Origin of the sequence: Klebsiella sp. JB_Kp031, from assembly GCF_040064295.1 — a bacterium.
Classification (GTDB): Bacteria; Pseudomonadota; Gammaproteobacteria; order Enterobacterales; family Enterobacteriaceae; genus Klebsiella; species Klebsiella quasipneumoniae.
The window spans coordinates 20587-38354 of sequence record NZ_JBEAJW010000041.1 but is presented as its reverse complement, the minus strand read 5'-3'; the positions used below and the strand labels follow the sequence as shown (position 1 = coordinate 38354).

The window sequence follows — 17768 nt, the reverse complement described above, 5'->3', positions numbered from 1 at the left end:
TGGCATGGTCGTTCGTCTTATTTTATCCCTGATTGTCGGGCTGGCGCTGAGTCTCGCTCCCACCGCGTTTGCCATGAAGCAGCTGGAGCTGAAAAGCCATGCCCACATTGCGGCGATCGATATTCCGCTCAACGATAAGGCAAAGGCCTGGCTGGCCGCCCAGCCAACGCTGATCGTCGGCACCTGGCTCCCTGAGATGACGCCCATCGTCTACGACAGCGACGAAGAAAGCTATCAGGGGATTAACGCCGACTATCTGGCGCTGATGGCGCACAGCCTCGGGCTAAAGGTGGTTATCCGCCAATATGACACCGAGCAGCAGGCGCTGGCCGCCCTGGCCGACCGCCAGGTCGATACCCTGCTCACTCAGGTGGCGCACCGGGATGCGCTCGCCCCGGGCCTGGTTCAATCCGCACCGCTGATCAAAACCTGGCCGACGCTGGTCACCTCGCTAAAATCCCCCCTGCCGCCGCTAACCACCGACCGCCGCGTCAAGCTAGCCTGCACCCGCGATTGCGCCTTTTTCGATATTATTCAACAGGCGTTTCCCAACGCCAAAATCACCCTTTATGATAGCGACTATCAGGCCCTCGCCTCGGTGGTCAGCGGCGAGAATCAGTATTTCATCGGCAACAACATCACCACCGGCCACTGCATCTCGAAATATTTCTCGCAATCGCTGGTCATCACGCACTATTTTCGTCAGCAGGAGCAGCACAACCGCTTTGTCACCCGTGAAGATCGACCGGCGCTGCACCAGCTCCTTGACCGTTTTATCCACGCCATCGACAGCGATACCGCGATGCGGATCATGCAAAACTGGCTCAACCGCGGCGATCTGTCGTTTCTTAATACCCCGTTGCCTTTTACCGCTGAGGAGCAGCGCTGGCTGCGGAAGCATCGTCACATCCGCCTGCTGGTTAACCCCTACTTTCCACCTTTTACCCTGGTGGATGACGAAGATGAGCTGCGCGGCATCATGGCCGATATGCTGAATATTTTCTCACTACAGACCGGGCTGCAGTTTGACCCTATTCTGGTGCGCAATCGTCAGGATCTGGCAAAGCGCATGGAAAAAGAGGACTGGGCGATCATGCCCGCCGCGACCCTGACCCCACAGCCGCAGGCTTACGTCACCCTCAGCGAGCCGCTCATTAACGTGGCCTTTGTGCTGGTCGCCCGCGGCAGCGCGCCCGACCCGCATCTGCTGATGCGCCCGTCACGGATCGCCCTGCCGGTGGGGCCGATCGCCGCCCACGACCTGAAAGCGCGCTTTCCGCAGGTTAACTGGGTGGAGACGGATAACGTTGGTGTCGCCATGAAGATGGTGGAGGAAGGCGAGGTGGATGCCGCCGTGGCCTCGGAGCTTTCCGCCCGCTATATGATCGATCACTACTATCCGCAAGATCTTCACTACACCCGCATCGATGGACTCCCGGTCGCCGCCATTCGGCTGGCGATCCCACGCGATGAACCGGTGCTGGCCGCCGTGCTCAACAAAGCGCTGCAGGCCATTCCGCCGCGGGACATTCTGCAGATGACCGAGAAGTGGTCGAAAATCTCCAGCCAGCAAATAGAGAACTGGAGCCAGTACAGCCGCCAGTTTTACCAGCTGATCGCCTTCGCGCTGGTGCTGATCGCCATCAGCCTCGGCTGGGGACTCTCCCTGTGCCGGGAAGTACGCAAACGCAAAGACTCTCAGCAGCGGCTGGAAGAGGAGCTGGCGCAGAAGGAAGCCCTCTCCTGCGCGCTGGAGCGGGAAAAAGACAAAGCGATTCAAGCGACAAAAGCCAAGAGTCGCTTTCTGGCCAGCATGAGCCACGAGCTGCGCACGCCGGTGAGCGCCATCGTCGGCTTTCTGGAACTGCTGGCGAAACCAGAGCTGAACGTCGGTCAGCGTAAAGAGGCGATCGAGCTGGCGGGGTCGACGGCGCAAACCCTGCTAGGACTTATCGGCAATATTCTCGATATCGACAAGATTGAGTCGGGAAAATACCAGATCACCCCACAGTGGAGCGATGTGGCGCAGGTGGTGTCGCAGCAGTGCCACACCTTCGGCGCGCTGGCGCAGCAGAAGGGGATCGCGCTGCATAGCCATCTCCCTCTGCAGGAGGGGATCGCGCTGTGGGTCGACCCTCAGGCGCTGCGGCAAATTCTCAATAATCTCATCGGCAATGCGCTGAAGTTTACCGCCGAGGGCGCGATTCAGATCTCCTGCCGGCTGGCGCAGGCGGATGAGACACAGGGAGAGCTGACCCTCATCGTTAGCGACAGCGGCTGCGGGATCAGTGAAGCAGAGCAGGCCACCCTCTTTCATCGCTATGCCCAGGCGCGCCAGGGACGCCAGCAGACCGGCTCCGGGCTGGGGCTGGTCATTTGCCAGGAGCTGGTTACGCTGATGCAGGGCCGGCTGGAGATGGTCAGCCGTCCGGGCGTGGGGACCACTTTCACCATCACGCTGCCGGTCAGGGTGAGTCGCTGCGCGATTCACGCGCCACAGGCATTGCCCGTCAGGCCGCAGGCCCTGCCCGGGCTGTCGATATTGATAGCGGACGACCACCCCACCAACCGGCTGTTGCTCAAACGCCAGCTCAACACTATCGGCTACAGTGTCGATGAAGCTTGCGACGGTGAAGAAGCGGAGAATAAGCTCGCCGGCAAACATTACGATCTGCTGATCACGGACCTCAATATGCCGAAGAAAGATGGCCTGGCGCTGGCGGCGTCGTTACGCCGACGCTACCCGAGCCTGGTGATTTGGGGAGTGACCGCCAGCGCGCTGCCGCAGTCGCGGGAGGCATGTCTGGCCAGCGGCATGAATATGTGTCTGTTTAAGCCAGTGTCGGTTCAGACGCTGAGCCATGAGCTCAGCCGCTTAGCGGTGGGCCACGCATCACCTAACGCCGCCCGGCATCTGAAGCTCAGCGTGCTGACCGAAAATACGGGGGGAGACCAGGCGCTGATGGCTGAGATGCTGGAGACGTTCCGCGATGCGTCGGCCACAGATTTACAGGCCGCCGGACAGGCTATCGCCCGGCATGAACCGCAGACCTTTCTGCGGGCGCTGCACCGTCTGCACGGTTCAGCACAAATCCTGGGGATTACTGCGCTACAACAACTGTGCGCCCCTTTTGAGGCTAAGCGACCTGATTCGCTGACGCCGGCAAGCTGTCTGGAGGTGGTACAGCACATCACCGGCATCCTGTGCGAGATCGATGGCGAAATCGACGCCCTCATCGGCCGCTAGCCGTTCCGGTCGGGCAGTCCGCTGCCCGACCGTTAAGGGGACATCCTTGTCAGTCTCTTCCTCTGCGCTCTCTCAGGGTGGAACGAGGATCAGTTACCCGCCACCAGCATCTCGCTGTCCACCACGATGCCCTCTTCAGCGCCTTTCAGCACCAGATTCGCTTCGTAATACTTCCCGGCTTTCAGCAGTTTTTGCGCCTGCGCCACCGCCTTACGGGTCTGGTTAAGCGGCATCAGATACTGGTTCTCAATCACGCCAATACCGGCCAGGCGCAGGGTATCGATAGCCCCTTTCTGATCGCCTTTCGCCAGTTTTTCGTTGGCAGATTTAATGGCACTCTCTTTTTCCGGGGTGGCCACATAGTCTTCAGACAAGGCGATGGTCGCATTGATCACCACATAGCGATCGGCGATCATTTTGGCTGTCGCGTCGGTTTTCACGAACTTCGCCCAGCTGGCGTCATCGGCGGCCAGCAGCGCGGCGGCGTCGTCTGTCAGTTTTTTGGCGCTCTCCGGCTGGCCGTGAAACAGCGCCAGACGGGCGAACTGGACGTCGCGCATCGCGTTCGCGCCCTGAACCGCCACCTGTAACACATCGGCGGCTTCTTTCTGCACCTGCGCTGTGGCTGCCGCGGCAGGCGCTGCCGTCGCGTTATCTGCTGCCCACACCGGAGAGGTACCCATCATGGTTGCCAGCAGGCTCGCCAGAATGACTTTTTTCATCGTTAACTCCTGATTAAAATCGGTAAGCATCACCAAACGCAGCCAGCTTAAAAAATATCGTAGTTATTGAGAATCAGAGCCCGGAATCGATATTGCGGGCCTTGTCTGACAGCTGTCAGACAAGGCGTATAAAGTGACCTCAGCACTCTTATTTACGCCTGGCGATGGCACGGCCTACTATTTTCCTCAGACATTTCTTTTGGCCCGCTGAATAAAGCATAACGTATTTTATTCAGCGTCAGGCCGCCAACCGGATCTGCGGAGCAATTATGTTTATGTTTAGCAATTACACCTTAAATGCGTTTAGCCCACGCGTCTTCATTCGATATAAACGGCATGCCGGCATGATGGCCGCCCTGCTGTTTATCTGCGGAGCCTGTTGTCTGGCCTGGCCATTGGTCGCCGGCTGGTATCTCGCCACGGTGACCGGCATGTTGTTCATGATCTGCGGCTTCTATTCGCTATACAGCCTGATTGTTTTCCGTCAGCAGCACTGGAAATCACGCCTGGTGGCGCTGATCTTCGCCATCGCCTGGATCGTGCTCGGCCTGAGTTTTGTCGTCAATCCCCTCAACGGCATGAGCAGTCTGGCCTTTTTATTCGGCTTTTTATTTGTTCTCGGCGGTATTTCCCGCATCGTCAGCGGATGTAAAACCCGAAAACAAAGCGGCGCTGGCTGGAATATTTTTATCGGTCTGCTGGATTTAATTATCGCCTGCCTGTGGCTGGCAATGAACCCGCAGCAAAGCTGGTTATTTATTACCGCATTTATCGGCGTTGAAATGATATTTAGCGCCATCGGCTTTCTGGTCCTGAGAAATAAGATGAAGCATGCTCGGGCTTAAGCCGTATTTTATGACTGGAGAAGAAAATGAATTTACCTAAAGCACTCGTATTGACCGTGGCGGCGACCACATTCTGTCTGATGACCAGCCCGGCATTCGCGGTACAGGAAACCACACCGCAGAATATGACCTGTCAGGAATTTATGGATATGAACCCGAAAAGCATGACCCCGGTGGCCTTCTGGGTAGTGAATCGCAACACCGACTTCAGCGGCGGGGACTATGTCGACTGGCATGAAGTCGAGACCGTCTCGGTGCCGAAAATGCTGCAGCAGTGCCACAAGAACCCCGCCGCTAAACTCGGCGACCTCAACTCGGTTATTAAAAAATAAGCCTTCCCCCGGCGCTCGCCGGGGAAAGTTAACCTCGTTACCCGCCGTTATGCGGCGGGCCCCGTCACACTCATCGCTAGCGCATTCGCACGGCAGAGGATGGCCAATTTGGCCCACTGCGCGACGCGCTGAAACGCTACAGCAATCGTCTGTCGGACGCCCTGTTCTTCATGGCGCGTATCGAGGAGGCTAGGCCTGATGCTTGCGCTTGAACTGGCTGGCGTCGATATCGTACTGCTTCATTTTGCGCCACAGGGTGGTGCGGCCAATATTCAGCAGTTGCGACATCTCCTGCACCCGCCCGCTGGTCACCCGGGCAGCGTGAATGATGGCCTCTTTTTCGATGGCGCTAAAGGTCAGGCTGGCCGGCAGCAGCGATGAGCCGCTATCGACCCCCGGCCGATCGGAAAAGAGATATTCCGGCAGGTTGCTTAGCCGAATGTGGCCGTTGTCGCTGCTGATGGCAATGTTCTCTATCACGCTGTTAAGCTCAAAATCATTTCCCGGCCACGAGTAGGCCACCAGTTGGGCCAGCGCGTCATCGTCCACTTTCAGCCGCGAAGAGAAACGCTTCTCCAGGCTCTTCAGCCGGTTATGCACCAGCGACGGGATGCTGTTGCGCCGGGCGCGCAGCGGGGGGATGACAATCTCGAAGGAGTGCAGCGCATAGTACAGCTGGCGGCTAAAGCGGTTCTGTTCCACCAGGTTGGCCAGATCGACGGTGGTGGTGGCGATCACCTTCACATCCACCGGGATCAGGCGGCGGGCGTCGAGGCGGGTAAGCACTCCCTGCTTAATCACCTGCAGCAGGGCCGACTGCAGCTCCGGCGCCAGATACTCAATTTTTTCCAGAAACAGGGTGCCGCCATTGGCCAGCTCAAGGCGGCTCAGGCGGCCATTTTCATCGTCAGTGGGGGCGCTGCCCATAAAGTCCTGGCCCAGCACGCTGTCGGCATACAGCTGGCAGTTGACGGCGATATAGGGGCCGCCCGCCCGCTCGCTTTCATTGTGGATGGCCTGGCTCAGCAGCTCTTTCCCCACCCCTTCTTCACCGCACAGCAGCACCGGGAAGCCGCCGCGCGCCGCCTGGCGGCCAAAGTGGATCAGCCGCCGGGTTTCCGGATCGTCGGCTGACATCTGCTCAAAGGTGTGGCTGACTTTGCCCAGCTGGCTGGTCATCAGCTGCCGCATCTGCTCCACCGGGTGCAGCAGCAGAATAAAGCTGTTGCCTTGCGCCTCGAGGATCGGTTTTAAGGTGATCACCGCGTCGATAAACTGGTGCTGGCTTTCAAAGGTAACTTCAACGTGATTCAGGCCGCGGGCGTGTTTGATGGCCCGGCGCAGCAGCGCCGGAAGGGTCACCAGATCGGCGATATTTTTCCCCTGGCTGGCCTGGGCATCAAGATGCAGCAGTCTCGCCGCCTGAACATTGAGAAATTGCAGCACCCCCTGTTCGTTCCACGCCATCACCCCGTCGTCCATGCTCTCCAGCAGGCCGTACATCTGATTAAGGTGGCGGTTGGATTCCGCCAGCAGGCTGTCGGTGAGCAGGGAATTGCCCACCTCGCGGGCGATGGCCAGCGTCAGGGAAAGGTCGGCGCTGGACTGGTGCTCCACCAGACAGCAAAGCGAGATAGAGCCGAACAGGCGCCCGTGGTTATCGAACACCGGCGTCGAACAAAAGCTCCATGGCTGCAGGGCCTGCTTAAAATGCCGATCGCCGGCGGTGTTGATCGGCTGCCCCTGCATCGCGGCCAGCGACAGCGCGCAGGTGCCGATAATGCTCTCCGCGCAGTAGCTGCCGTCGCGAAATCCCAGGTCAGCCAACTGCGCCAGCGTTTGCGGTTCGCCGCAGCGGCTCAGGATGCAGGCGGTCTCATCAAGAATAAACAGCGCGCAGGGGCGACCGTCCATAAACTCCCAGGCGTCCTCCAGCGCCGCCTGACCGATGGTCAGCAGCGCGGTTTTACGCCGACAGATAGAGTCAAAAGTCAGGCCCTGGGCCTGGTGCGGCGTTTGCCAGGTTTCACGCTGCATAAACTTGCTGCAGCGATGCCATGACTGGGCGATGACGGCAGAGACCGCCTTCCCGGTATCCTGAGTCTGAACAGTCATACTGTTTTCCGCGTTTTACCATAGAGAACCCCTCCGGCAGCCACTGCCAGAGGGGAGAAAGAAAAACCGCTGACCGGCGCCAGCGGTTTAGCCACCGCGAATTAACGCGCCAGCCACTGCTGGCCTAACAGATCGGCGGTGAGGATAGCGGCGTGCACGCTTTCCGGGGTCACCGCGAACGGCATATTGTGGATGGTCTCCCCTTCCGCGCAGGTGGCTTTCGCCACCGCGGCGATTTTCGCGTCGATCCCCTCTTTGACGCCCATCTGCGCGAGGGTCACCGGCAGGCCGACGCGCTGGCAGAAGCCCAGCACGGTTTCAATCTCGTCCATCGGGCTGTTCTGCAGCACCAGCTGCGCCAGGGTGCCGAAGGCCACTTTCTCGCCGTGATACAGGTGGTGACACTCTTCCAGAATGGTGAAACCGTTGTGGATCGCGTGGGCGGCGGCCAGGCCGCTACTTTCAAAGCCAATGCCGCTGAGGTAGGTGTTCGCCTCGATGATGCGCTCCAGCGCTTCGGTCACCACCCCGGCCTGCGCCGCCAGACGGGCCTTTTCGCCCTCCGCCAGCAGCGTATCATAGCACAGGCGGGCCAGGCTCAGCGCCGCCTCGGTGGACTGTCCCCCGGCCATGCTGGTGGCGCGCGCATCGTAGCAGGCTTTAGCCTCGAACCAGGTGGAGAGCGCATCGCCCATGCCGGAGACCAGCAGGCGTACCGGCGCTTTGGCGATAATCGCCGTGTCCATCACCACCATATCCGGGTTTTTCGGATAGATCAGATACTCTTCAAACTCGCCCGCTTCGGTGTAGATCACCGACAGCGCGCTGGTCGGCGCATCGGTCGAAGCGATGGTCGGGATCACCACCACCGGCAGCTTCTGGTAGTACCCGATCGCCTTCGCGGTATCGAGGGTCTTACCGCCGCCGATGCCGACCACGCCGCGGCAGCCCTGTTTTTGCAAAATCGCCATCAGGCGGTTAATTTCCGCATGGCTGCATTCGCCGTTAAACCGTTCCGCATGGCAGCGAATATCGTGACTCTGCAGGCCATTCACCACTTTCTCCCCCGCCAGCTTCATCACGAAGTCGTCAGCGATGACGAAGAAGCTCTCCGCCAGGTTTTTAGCATATTGACCGAACAGAACAGCAGCATCAGGACCCTGAAGATATTTGGCTGGAGATTGAATAACTTTTAGCATTCCTTTCACCCTCAAATAAGTGCGCATGTAGACATGATGAGCCCTGGCGTTATCCGCGCCGGCCGGTAAAGCGCGGCCTCAACGGAATGTACCGGAGCAGTGCGATCACTGTAGGGCCGGCAGGGAACAAAAAAATCTTTCGCCTTTTTGTTCTGATATGAAACACAGGTTAAATTTTTACGTTCCATATTGGAACAAAAAGCCCTGTTCTCCGTCAGGATTGCGATCCCGATCCGCTCCTCTGCCGCATAATTCCCCTACCATCCCCCTTTAGCGGCAGGCTTTTCCCGCGCAGCTGCGTGAAAATCAGCGAAAAATTTTTTCCGCCTACTGTGCCGGCTGCGATGACCGGGGCTTAAAGCAGGTGAAAAAAAGCGCGCCAGCTCGCATTTTCACCGTTTTCTCAGCAAAAACGTTCCATAAAGAAACAAAATAAGCAGGCGATGTTTCGTAATGAAACCCGATCGCCGGGGCATTCTTTTTTTCGTCCGCTCAGCCAGAATCATCATATCGCCAGGCACGCTGCACCGTCAGACGATACCCCTACGCGATGACCGCCTCCGCCAGCAGAGAGGCCGCATCGAACCTTCTCCAACGGAGCACTGAATAATGAAAAAGCTGATTAACCGTGTTGAAGATGTACTGAATGAACAATTACAGGGGCTGGCTAAAGCCCACCCGCAGCTGACCCTGCATCAGGACCCGCTGTACGTCACCCGCGCCGATGCGCCGGTGGCCGGCAAGGTCGCCCTCCTCTCCGGCGGCGGCAGCGGCCATGAGCCAATGCACTGCGGCTATATCGGCCAGGGGATGCTTTCTGGCGCCTGCCCGGGGGAAATCTTCACCTCGCCGACGCCAGATAAAATGTTCGAATGCGCGATGCAGATTGACGGCGGCGAAGGCGTCCTGCTGATTATCAAAAACTACACCGGCGACATCCTGAACTTCGAAACCGCCACCGAGCTGCTGCATGAGAGCGGCATTAAAGTCACCACCGTGGTGGTCGACGACGACGTGGCGGTGAAGGACAGTCTCTATACCGCAGGCCGCCGCGGCGTCGCCAATACCGTACTGATCGAAAAACTGGTCGGCGCCGCCGCCGAGCGCGGCGATTCGCTGGAGGCCTGCGCTGAACTGGGGCGCCGCCTGAATAATCTCGGTCACTCCATTGGCATCGCCCTCGGCGCCTGCACCGTACCGGCCGCCGGACAACCTTCCTTTACCCTGCAGGACGATGAAATGGAGTTCGGCGTCGGCATTCACGGCGAGCCGGGCATCGACCGTCGTCGCTTCAGCTCGCTGGACCAAACCGTCGATGAGATGTTCGATACCCTGCTGGAGAATGGCGCCTATAGCCGCACGCTGCGCCAGTGGGATACCGTCAAGGGCGCGTGGCAGGAAGTGAAGCAGAGCAAAACCGCGCTGCAAAACGGCGACCGGGTCATCGCGCTGGTCAATAACCTCGGCGCCACCCCGCTGTCCGAACTGTACGGCGTGTATCACCGTCTCGCCCAGCGCTGCGAAGCGTCCGGCATCATCATCGAACGCAACCTCGTCGGTAGCTACTGCACCTCGCTGGATATGGCGGGCTTCTCCATCACTCTGCTGAAAGTGGATGATGAGACGCTGGCGCTATGGGACGCCCCGGTTCATACCCCGGCGCTGAACTGGGGAAACTAAGGAGCACGACATGTCACTGAACAGAACGCAAATCGTCGACTGGCTGTACCGCTGCGGCGATATCTTCACCAAAGAGAGCGATTTTCTCACCGGCCTCGATAAAGAGATCGGCGATGCCGATCACGGCCTGAACATGCACCGCGGCTTCAGCAAGGTGGTGGAAAAGCTGCCGTCGATTGCCGATAAAGATATTGGCTTTATCCTCAAAAACACCGGCATGACGCTGCTCTCCAACGTCGGCGGTGCCAGCGGCCCGCTGTTCGGCACCTTCTTCATTCGCGCCGCGCAGGTCACTCAGGCTCACCAGAGCCTGACGCTCGACGAACTGTACCTGATGATCCGCGAAGGCGCGGACGGCGTCGTCAACCGCGGCAAAGCGGAGCCGGGGGATAAAACCATGTGCGACGTCTGGCTGCCGGTGGTGGACTCCCTGCGCCAGTCCAGCGAGCAGCACCTGTCGATCGCCGCCGCGCTGGATGCCGCCTGCGAAGTGGCCGAGCGTGCGGCCCACGCCACCATCACCATGCAGGCGCGTAAAGGCCGCGCCAGCTATCTCGGCGAGCGCAGCATCGGACATCAGGATCCCGGCGCAACCTCGGTGCTGTTTATGGTTCAGATGCTGGCCGCCGCCGCCAAAGAGTAAGGAAATCGCGATGGTAAACCTGGTTATTGTTTCTCATAGCGCCCGGCTGGGCGAAGGTGTCGGAGAACTGGCCCGGCAGATGTTAATGAACGATGGCTGCAAGCTGGCGATCGCCGCCGGGATCGACGATCCAGACAGCCCGATCGGCACCGATCCAATAAAAGTCATGGAGGCGATCGAATCCGTCGCCGACACCGACCACGTGCTGGTGATGATGGATATCGGCAGCGCGTTGCTCAGCGCCGAGACCGCTCTCGATCTGCTCGATCCGGCGATTGCCGCGAAGGTGCGGCTGTGCGCCGCGCCGCTGGTGGAGGGGACGCTGGCGGCCACCGTCAGCGCCGCCTCCGGCGCCGGGATCGACAAAGTGATCGCCGACGCCATGAACGCCCTGGAGGCCAAACGGATCCAGCTGGGTTTACCTTCGCCAACCCCTGACGCCGCCCCGACGCCGACGCTTGCCGACGATGGCGACAGCAAATCGCTTGCGGTGGTCATACAGAACCACAACGGCCTGCACGTGCGTCCGGCGTCGAAGCTGGTCGCCGCGCTGGCAGGCTTTAACGCCGATCTGCTGCTGGAGAAAAACGGGAAGTGCGTCAAACCGGACAGCCTCAACCAAATCGCCCTGTTGCAGGTGCGACGCAACGACAAGCTGCGCCTGCTGGCCCGTGGGCCAGAGGCCGATGCGGCGCTGGCGGCGTTTCAGGCGCTGGCCGCCGATAACTTCGGCGAATCGCCTGCGGCGCAACCGGCAGCGGCCCCGGCCACCTCCGGGCGCGTCGAAGGCATCGCGCTGCGCTATTCGCTGGCCCTGATCCAACCGGTGCGTCCAGCCGCCGCCGATGTCGCCCGCGAGCAGCAGCGACTGCGCCGGGCCATCGACCAGACGCTGGCGGAGCTCACCGCCCTGACCGAGCTGGCGGAGAATAAATTTAACGCCGACATCGCGGCGATTTTCGCCGGGCACCACACCCTGCTCGACGATGAGGATCTGTTTGATGCCGCCAACGATCGTCTGCTCACCGAGCCGTGCTCGGCGGAATGGGCGTGGCATCAGGTGCTGATGGAGCTCAGCCAGCAGTATCGCCAGCTGGATGACCCCTATCTGCAGGCGCGCTATATCGATATCGAAGATATTCTGCAGCGCACCCTGCGCCATCTGCAGGACGTTCAGGAGACGCTGCCGACGCCCGGCGAGCCGACCATCATTATCGCCGACAACATGTTCCCGTCGACCGTCCTGCAACTGGATGCCAGTCGCGTCAAAGGTCTGTGCCTGCGCGACGGCAGCGAACAGGCCCACGGCGCGATTATCGCCCGCGCGGCGGGGATCGCCTGGCTGTGCCAGCAGGGCGAGGCGCTGAACAGCGTGCAGCCCGGCGAGCCCATCACGCTCGATATGCGCCACCAGCGCCTTATCCGCCACTAAATCCACTTTGACCGTTACCGCTCCGGAGGTCTGCCTCCGGAGGGTGAGTTTTCGCTTACTCTTCAGGAACCACTATGTCTCAATTCTTTTTTAACCAGCGCGCCAGCCTCGTCAACGACGTGATTGAGGGAACCATCATCGCCAGTCCGTGGAATAACCTCGCCCGGCTGGAGAGCGACCCGGCGATCCGGGTGGTGGTCCGTCGCGACCTGAATAAAAACAACGTGGCGGTGATCTCCGGCGGCGGCGCCGGCCACGAACCGGCGCACGTCGGCTTTATTGGTAAAGGCATGCTGACCGCCGCAGTCTGTGGCGATCTGTTCGCCTCGCCGAGCGTCGACGCGGTGCTTACCGCCATTCAGGCGGTGACCGGCGAGGCGGGCTGCCTGCTGATCGTAAAAAACTATACCGGCGACCGGCTGAACTTTGGCCTGGCGGCGGAGAAAGCGCGCCGTCTTGGCTACAACGTGGAAATGCTGATCGTTGGCGACGACATTTCGCTGCCGGATAATAAACAGCCGCGGGGCATCGCCGGTACGCTGTTCGTCCATAAGGTGGCGGGCTATTTTGCCGAACGCGGCTACAACCTCGCCACCGTTCTGCGCGAAGCGCAGTACGCCGCCAACCACACCGCCAGCATCGGGGTGGCGCTGGCCAGCTGCCATCTGCCACAGGAGGCCGACAGCGCGCCGCGCCATCAGGCCGGTCACGCCGAGCTGGGAATGGGCATCCACGGCGAGCCTGGCGCCTCCACCATCGCCACGCAAAACAGTGCGGACATCATCAACCTGATGGTGGAAAAACTGACCGCCGCCCTGCCGGAAACCGGCCGTCTGGCGGTGATGCTCAATAACCTCGGCGGCGTGTCGGTGGCCGAAATGGCGATCCTGACCCGCGAACTGGCTAACACGCCGCTGCAGGCACGCGTTGACTGGCTGATTGGCCCGGCCTCGCTGGTGACGGCCCTGGATATGAAGGGTTTCTCGCTGAGCGCCATCGTGCTGGAAGAGAGTATTGAGAAAGCGCTGCTGGCGGATGTGGAAACCGCCGGCTGGCCACGGCCGGTGCAGCCGCGGACAGTTAACATCATGCCCTCCACTCTCGCCAGCGCACGCGTCGACTTTACGCCCTCTGCCAACCCGCAGGTGGGCGATTACGTCGCGCAGGTGACCAGCACCCTCGTCGGGCTTGAAGATCATCTCAACGCTCTGGATGCCAAAGTGGGCGATGGCGATACCGGCTCCACCTTCGCCGCCGGGGCGCGTGAGATTGCCGACCTGCTGCAGCGCCAGCAGCTGCCGCTGAACGACCTGCCCACGCTGTTTGCGCTGACGGGCGAACGCCTGACGGTGGTGATGGGCGGCTCCAGCGGGGTATTGATGTCGATCTTCTTCACCGCTGCCGGGCAGAAACTGGAGCAAGGCGCCAGCGTGGCCGAGGCGCTGAACGCTGGTCTGGAGCAGATGAAATTTTACGGCGGCGCCGATGAAGGCGACCGGACAATGATCGATGCTCTGCAGCCGGCGCTGACGGCGCTGCTGGCCGAACCGGAGAACCTGCAGGCCGCTTTTGCCGCGGCGCAGGCCGGCGCGGATCGCACCTGCCAGTCGAGCAAAGCCGGCGCCGGACGAGCGTCCTATCTCAACAGCGACAGCCTGCTCGGCAACATGGACCCAGGCGCCCACGCGGTGGCGATGGTGTTTAAGGCGCTGGCGGAACGATAAGCCTCCCCGGTGGCGCTGCGCTTACCGGGGCAACGTCACAGCGCCGAAGGGTAGGTCGGGTAAGGCGTTAGCCGACACCCGACAAAAAATGGCATCGCGGTTAGCCCGGATAAGGCACTACGCGCCGCTATCCGGGTTTTACCACGATGGCTTTTTACTTGCTGTGCCAGTACGCCTGCGAACGCACCAGCTGCTGATCGATGCTCTCATCTTCAAAGCGCGCCAGCAGCGATTTCACCACCGCGCCTTCACCGGTCAGCCAGATGAAATAATCCTCCGCCGGCACCTTCTCCTGGGCCAGACGCTCGGCGACGAACGCCGGATTGTGGCCCACCACCCACTCGATGTTAAAGCCGTCGAGATCCGCCAAATAATCTTTATATGACGCATCAGCGATAGTGACGATGGCCGTCACCTGCGGCGTCACCGCCAGCTGACGCAATCCCAGCAGGCGACGACGCAGCGCCGGCATACCGGACTCATCGCAGACATATAACTGCCAGGCGTAATCCTCCGGCACCACCAGCGAGCCGCGCGGACCGCCGATCACCAGCTTATCGCCCACTTTTGCCTCCAGCGCCCAGCGGCTGGCAATTCCACCATCGTGGATAAAGAAGTCATACGCCAGCTCATGGCGTTCGGCATCGTACAGCGGCGTATAGTCGCGGGTAGCAGGCCGCACGCCCTCACCCCAGTCGATCCCCTCCTCGGTCACCTGCGGCGGCGCAAACGCCGCGCCCGGCTCCGGGAAGAAAAGCTTGGTGTGGTCGTCAAAGCCGCGGGAAACAAAACCTTCCAGCGCCTCGCCTCCCAGCACGATGCGCTGGAAGGCCGCGCCTGCGCGCTCCACGCGCAGCACCGTCAGCTCACGGAAACGCAGCTCATTGCGGACACGCTGCGGGTACTTGTCTGCTTTGGTTCTTGTCATCATCGATCGCCTTCGTGAACGGTAAATAGATATATCTAAACTTGATGCAAATGATAATGATTGCCAACTAAAAAGAATGCAAGTCTTTTTTTGATATAGTCAAAACAAACCGCATCAAAATCCACAACCAGAAAATAATTACATACATATCAATAGCTTAAAAAATAAATAGCAACCAGCATTGCGAACATTCATTTTTTAGATATAAATTAGATATATCAAAAACAGCAGGAGGTAACCATGCGACATCATCATGAAGAGGGGCGTGGGCCACGCGGGCGCCACAGCGATCCCAGCGAACACGGCGACCATGGCCGCCGCGGCGGCGGACGTCGCCAGCGTTTCTTTGGCCACGGCGAACTGCGGCTGATTATTCTGGACATCCTCAGCCGCAGCGCCAGCCACGGCTATGAGCTGATCAAAGAGATCGAAACCCTCACCCAGGGGAACTACAGCCCCAGCCCGGGGGTGATCTACCCGACGCTGGATCTGCTCCAGGACCAGGGCCTTATCAGCGTGGAAGACGACAACGGACGCAAAAAAATCGTCATCAGCGAAGAGGGGAAACAGCTGCACGCGGAGAACCAGGAGCACCTGGCCCATATCCAGGAGCGTTTGCAGGCGCGGATGGTCGGCTGCGAGCTGCGCAGAGATCCGCAGATGAAGCGCGCGCTGGAGAATTTCAAAGCGGTCCTCGACCTGAAAGTGAACCAGCAGGCCAGCAGCGCCGCCCAGCTCAAGCAGATCATTGGCATTATCGACCGAGCGGCGATGGAGATCTCCCAGCTAGACTAAGCCTCTTTTCTCACCATCGGTTGCCCCGCGCTGGGGCAGCCCGCACCACGACGGATCGTGCCGCTAATGGCCGCAAGGCAGAAAATCTCGCCAGCTCAGGAATAAAACGTGCCAATAATGGCGCCATGAGATTAAATTTTACACATTTCGTCTTTTACTTTGCATTTATCCCGATTTTCACCGCTTCTGCCGAACTGGCGTAATCCCTGCAATACTTAATCCAGTATCGTGTGATACGTCCGCCCCAGGAGCACATTTTGAACAGGTTACCTTCCAGCGCATCGGCTCTGGCCTGCAGCGCACACGCACTGAATCTCATTGAAAAGCGCACGCTTGACCATGAGGAAATGAAAGCACTTAACCAGGAGGTTAGAGAATACTTTAAAGAGCATGTGAATCCGGGGTTTTTAGAGTATCGAAAATCGGTCACAGCCGGCGGGGATTACGGAGCCGTAGAGTGGCAAGCGGGAGGGTTAAATACGCTTGTCGACACCCAGGGACAGGAGTTTATCGACTGCCTTGGCGGGTTTGGCATATTCAATGTAGGGCACCGTAATCCAGTTGTGGTATCCGCCGTCGAGAATCAACTCGCGAAACAACCGCTTCACAGTCAGGAACTGCTGGACCCGCTACGCGCGATGCTGGCGAAAACCCTGGCGGCCTTAACGCCCGGCAAACTGAAGTACAGCTTCTTCTGCAACAGCGGTACCGAATCGGTAGAGGCGGCCATCAAGCTGGCGAAAGCCTATCAGTCGCCGCGAGGTAAATTCACCTTCATCGCCACCAGCGGCGCCTTCCACGGCAAATCGCTGGGGGCGCTGTCGGCCACCGCCAAGTCGACTTTCCGCAAACCGTTTATGCCGCTGCTGCCGGGCTTCCGCCATGTGCCGTTCGGCGATATCAACGCCATGCGCACCATGCTGAGCGAGTGCAAGAAAACCGGTGACGACGTCGCAGCGGTGATCCTTGAGCCGATTCAGGGCGAAGGGGGGGTGATCCTGCCGCCGACGGGGTATTTGCCGGCGGTGCGCAAACTGTGCGACGAGTTTGGCGCCCTGCTGATCCTCGACGAAGTGCAGACCGGTATGGGACGCACCGGCAAGATGTTCGCCTGCGAGCATGAGAACGTTCAGCCCGACATCCTGTGTCTGGCGAAAGCGCTCGGCGGCGGCGTGATGCCGATCGGCGCGACGGTGGCGACGGAGGAGGTCTTCTCGGTGCTGTTCGACAACCCGTTCCTGCACACCACCACCTTCGGCGGCAACCCGCTGGCCTGTGCGGCGGCGCTGGCGACCATCAACGTGCTGTTGACGCAAAACCTGCCGGCGCAGGCGGCGCAGAAAGGCGATATACTGCTGGACGGTTTCCGCCTGCTGGCGCAGGAGTATCCGGACCTGGTGAATGATGTGCGCGGGAAAGGCATGCTGATGGCCATCGAGTTTGTCGATAACGAGATTGGCTACGACTTTGCCAGCGAGATGTTCAGGCAGCGGGTGCTGGTCGCCGGGACGTTAAACAACGCCAAGACGATCCGCGTTGAACCGCCGCTGACGCTCACCCTTGAGCAGTGCGAGCAGGTGCTGAAGGCGGCGCGTAAGGCGCTGGCGGCCCTGCGCGTCTCGGTTGCAGAGGCGTAATTCACACACAACCCTCTCCCGGTCGGGAGAGGGTATTTTCGTTATACCACCCGCACGCCTGCCGGCATGACGCGCTCCGGCGTCAACAGCACGCTTTCGCTTTCGTCTTCGGTTTCTGCGCATAACAGCATGCACTCAGAAGTTTCACCACGCATTTTGGCTTTCGCCAGATTACACAGCACCACCACCGTTTTCCCCAGCAGCTCCTCTTCGCTGTAGTAGGGCACCAGGCTGGTGACCGTCTGCAGCGTGCGGCCGCCGACATCAATCCGCGCAATGTACAGTTTGTCAGCATTGTCATGGCGCTTCACCTCGACAATCTTGCCGACGCGCATCTCCAGTTTGGCAAAATCAGCGTAAGCTACGGTATCCATCTCTCACCTCCAGTAAATTTTTACTAAAAGATAGCAAATTTTTGCCGTTCGTCTGCATGATACTGAGAATAATGCTACTTCTGTCACGCTATCGC

The 17768-nt window shown here is 59.8% G+C and carries 14 protein-coding genes and 2 pseudogenes; 11 read left to right on the top strand and 5 right to left on the bottom strand.

Translation table 11 applies throughout. The features are described 5' to 3' along the window. Positions 1-4 precede the first annotated feature (4 nt). Positions 5-3247: a transporter substrate-binding domain-containing protein gene (locus ABLV64_RS21525; RefSeq protein ID WP_348843159.1), complete on the top strand. Its 3243-nt coding sequence runs from the start codon at positions 5-7 to the stop codon at positions 3245-3247. An 89-nt stretch (positions 3248-3336) separates the two neighbouring features. On the opposite strand, the gene ABLV64_RS21520 is transcribed toward ABLV64_RS21525, so the two are convergent. Next, complete coding sequence (locus ABLV64_RS21520) at positions 3337-3999, bottom strand: YfdX family protein (RefSeq protein ID WP_072140371.1); 663 nt, start codon at positions 3997-3999, stop codon at positions 3337-3339. Between the two features lie 239 nt (positions 4000-4238). Here ABLV64_RS21520 and ABLV64_RS21515 point away from each other — a divergent pair, with 239 nt between their 5' ends. The 3 genes and pseudogenes from ABLV64_RS21515 to ABLV64_RS21505 all read left to right on the top strand — a co-directional run. Next, the gene (locus ABLV64_RS21515) at positions 4239-4814 is read left to right on the top strand and encodes an HdeD family acid-resistance protein (RefSeq protein ID WP_004206086.1); all 576 of its coding nucleotides are present in this window, start codon (positions 4239-4241) and stop codon (positions 4812-4814) included. 26 nt (positions 4815-4840) lie between these two features. Then, on the top strand, positions 4841-5146 hold the full coding sequence (hdeB, locus tag ABLV64_RS21510) for an acid-activated periplasmic chaperone HdeB (RefSeq protein WP_004206087.1): 306 nt from the start codon (positions 4841-4843) through the stop codon (positions 5144-5146). A gap of 113 nt (positions 5147-5259) precedes the next feature. Then, positions 5260-5358 (top strand): annotated as a pseudogene (locus tag ABLV64_RS21505) (cobalamin adenosyltransferase); the annotation flags it as partial. On the opposite strand, the gene dhaR reads toward ABLV64_RS21505, so the two are convergent. Together dhaR and ABLV64_RS21495 are read right to left on the bottom strand one after the other, a co-directional pair. Next, complete coding sequence (gene dhaR, locus ABLV64_RS21500; protein WP_348843160.1) at positions 5336-7261, bottom strand: dihydroxyacetone kinase operon transcriptional regulator DhaR; 1926 nt, start codon at positions 7259-7261, stop codon at positions 5336-5338. The pseudogene ABLV64_RS21505 and the gene dhaR sit on opposite strands and share 23 nt — an antisense overlap. Before the next feature lie 101 nt (positions 7262-7362). After that, entirely contained in the window at positions 7363-8460 is a 1098-nt protein-coding gene (locus tag ABLV64_RS21495) for a glycerol dehydrogenase (protein WP_008806556.1), read from the bottom strand. 251 nt (positions 8461-8711) lie between these two features. Here ABLV64_RS21495 and ABLV64_RS21490 point away from each other — a divergent pair. The 5 genes and pseudogenes from ABLV64_RS21490 to ABLV64_RS21470 all read left to right on the top strand — a co-directional run bounded on the left by ABLV64_RS21490 (position 8712) and on the right by ABLV64_RS21470 (position 13939). After that, positions 8712-8896 (top strand): annotated as a pseudogene (locus tag ABLV64_RS21490) (hypothetical protein). 173 nt (positions 8897-9069) lie between these two features. Beyond that, complete coding sequence (gene dhaK, locus ABLV64_RS21485) at positions 9070-10140, top strand: dihydroxyacetone kinase subunit DhaK (RefSeq protein WP_004206091.1); 1071 nt, start codon at positions 9070-9072, stop codon at positions 10138-10140. A 10-nt stretch (positions 10141-10150) separates the two neighbouring features. Beyond that, complete coding sequence (gene dhaL / locus ABLV64_RS21480) at positions 10151-10783, top strand: dihydroxyacetone kinase subunit DhaL (protein WP_004181378.1); 633 nt, start codon at positions 10151-10153, stop codon at positions 10781-10783. Positions 10784-10793: 10 nt separating this feature from the next. After that, positions 10794-12215: a dihydroxyacetone kinase phosphoryl donor subunit DhaM gene (gene dhaM / locus ABLV64_RS21475; RefSeq protein WP_186998065.1), complete on the top strand. Its 1422-nt coding sequence runs from the start codon at positions 10794-10796 to the stop codon at positions 12213-12215. Positions 12216-12289: 74 nt separating this feature from the next. After that, positions 12290-13939: a glycerone kinase gene (locus tag ABLV64_RS21470; protein ID WP_017899724.1), complete on the top strand. Its 1650-nt coding sequence runs from the start codon at positions 12290-12292 to the stop codon at positions 13937-13939. A 154-nt stretch (positions 13940-14093) separates the two neighbouring features. Here ABLV64_RS21470 and ABLV64_RS21465 read toward each other — a convergent pair whose 3' ends face one another. Next, positions 14094-14870, bottom strand: coding sequence for a siderophore-interacting protein (locus ABLV64_RS21465; protein ID WP_167875967.1), 777 nt, complete (start codon positions 14868-14870; stop codon positions 14094-14096). A 237-nt stretch (positions 14871-15107) separates the two neighbouring features. Between ABLV64_RS21465 and ABLV64_RS21460 the strand changes: the two genes are divergently transcribed. Both ABLV64_RS21460 and ygjG read left to right on the top strand, forming a co-directional pair. Further along, positions 15108-15662, top strand: a complete 555-nt coding sequence (locus ABLV64_RS21460; RefSeq protein WP_064187849.1) for a PadR family transcriptional regulator — start codon at positions 15108-15110, stop codon at positions 15660-15662. Between the two features lie 257 nt (positions 15663-15919). Then, positions 15920-17299, top strand: coding sequence for a putrescine aminotransferase (gene ygjG, locus ABLV64_RS21455; RefSeq protein WP_032426172.1), 1380 nt, complete (start codon positions 15920-15922; stop codon positions 17297-17299). A 41-nt stretch (positions 17300-17340) separates the two neighbouring features. Here ygjG and ABLV64_RS21450 read toward each other — a convergent pair whose 3' ends face one another. Next, the gene (locus ABLV64_RS21450; protein WP_048295612.1) at positions 17341-17673 is read right to left on the bottom strand and encodes a tRNA-binding protein; all 333 of its coding nucleotides are present in this window, start codon (positions 17671-17673) and stop codon (positions 17341-17343) included. Positions 17674-17768: the final 95 nt, after the last annotated feature.

What these genes read in the sequence shown, in the direction of transcription:
- ABLV64_RS21525 (WP_348843159.1), top strand. Translation starts at nt 5, where the DNA reads ATGGTCGTTCGTCTTATTTTATCCCTGATTGTCGGGCTGGCGCTGAGT.
- ABLV64_RS21520 (WP_072140371.1), bottom strand. Translation starts at nt 3,999, where the DNA reads ATGCTTACCGATTTTAATCAGGAGTTAACGATGAAAAAAGTCATTCTG.
- ABLV64_RS21515 (WP_004206086.1), top strand. Translation starts at nt 4,239, where the DNA reads ATGTTTATGTTTAGCAATTACACCTTAAATGCGTTTAGCCCACGCGTC.
- hdeB (WP_004206087.1), top strand. Translation starts at nt 4,841, where the DNA reads ATGAATTTACCTAAAGCACTCGTATTGACCGTGGCGGCGACCACATTC.
- dhaR (WP_348843160.1), bottom strand. Translation starts at nt 7,261, where the DNA reads ATGACTGTTCAGACTCAGGATACCGGGAAGGCGGTCTCTGCCGTCATC.
- ABLV64_RS21495 (WP_008806556.1), bottom strand. Translation starts at nt 8,460, where the DNA reads ATGCTAAAAGTTATTCAATCTCCAGCCAAATATCTTCAGGGTCCTGAT.
- dhaK (WP_004206091.1), top strand. Translation starts at nt 9,070, where the DNA reads ATGAAAAAGCTGATTAACCGTGTTGAAGATGTACTGAATGAACAATTA.
- dhaL (WP_004181378.1), top strand. Translation starts at nt 10,151, where the DNA reads ATGTCACTGAACAGAACGCAAATCGTCGACTGGCTGTACCGCTGCGGC.
- dhaM (WP_186998065.1), top strand. Translation starts at nt 10,794, where the DNA reads ATGGTAAACCTGGTTATTGTTTCTCATAGCGCCCGGCTGGGCGAAGGT.
- ABLV64_RS21470 (WP_017899724.1), top strand. Translation starts at nt 12,290, where the DNA reads ATGTCTCAATTCTTTTTTAACCAGCGCGCCAGCCTCGTCAACGACGTG.
- ABLV64_RS21465 (WP_167875967.1), bottom strand. Translation starts at nt 14,870, where the DNA reads ATGATGACAAGAACCAAAGCAGACAAGTACCCGCAGCGTGTCCGCAAT.
- ABLV64_RS21460 (WP_064187849.1), top strand. Translation starts at nt 15,108, where the DNA reads ATGCGACATCATCATGAAGAGGGGCGTGGGCCACGCGGGCGCCACAGC.
- ABLV64_RS21450 (WP_048295612.1), bottom strand. Translation starts at nt 17,673, where the DNA reads ATGGATACCGTAGCTTACGCTGATTTTGCCAAACTGGAGATGCGCGTC.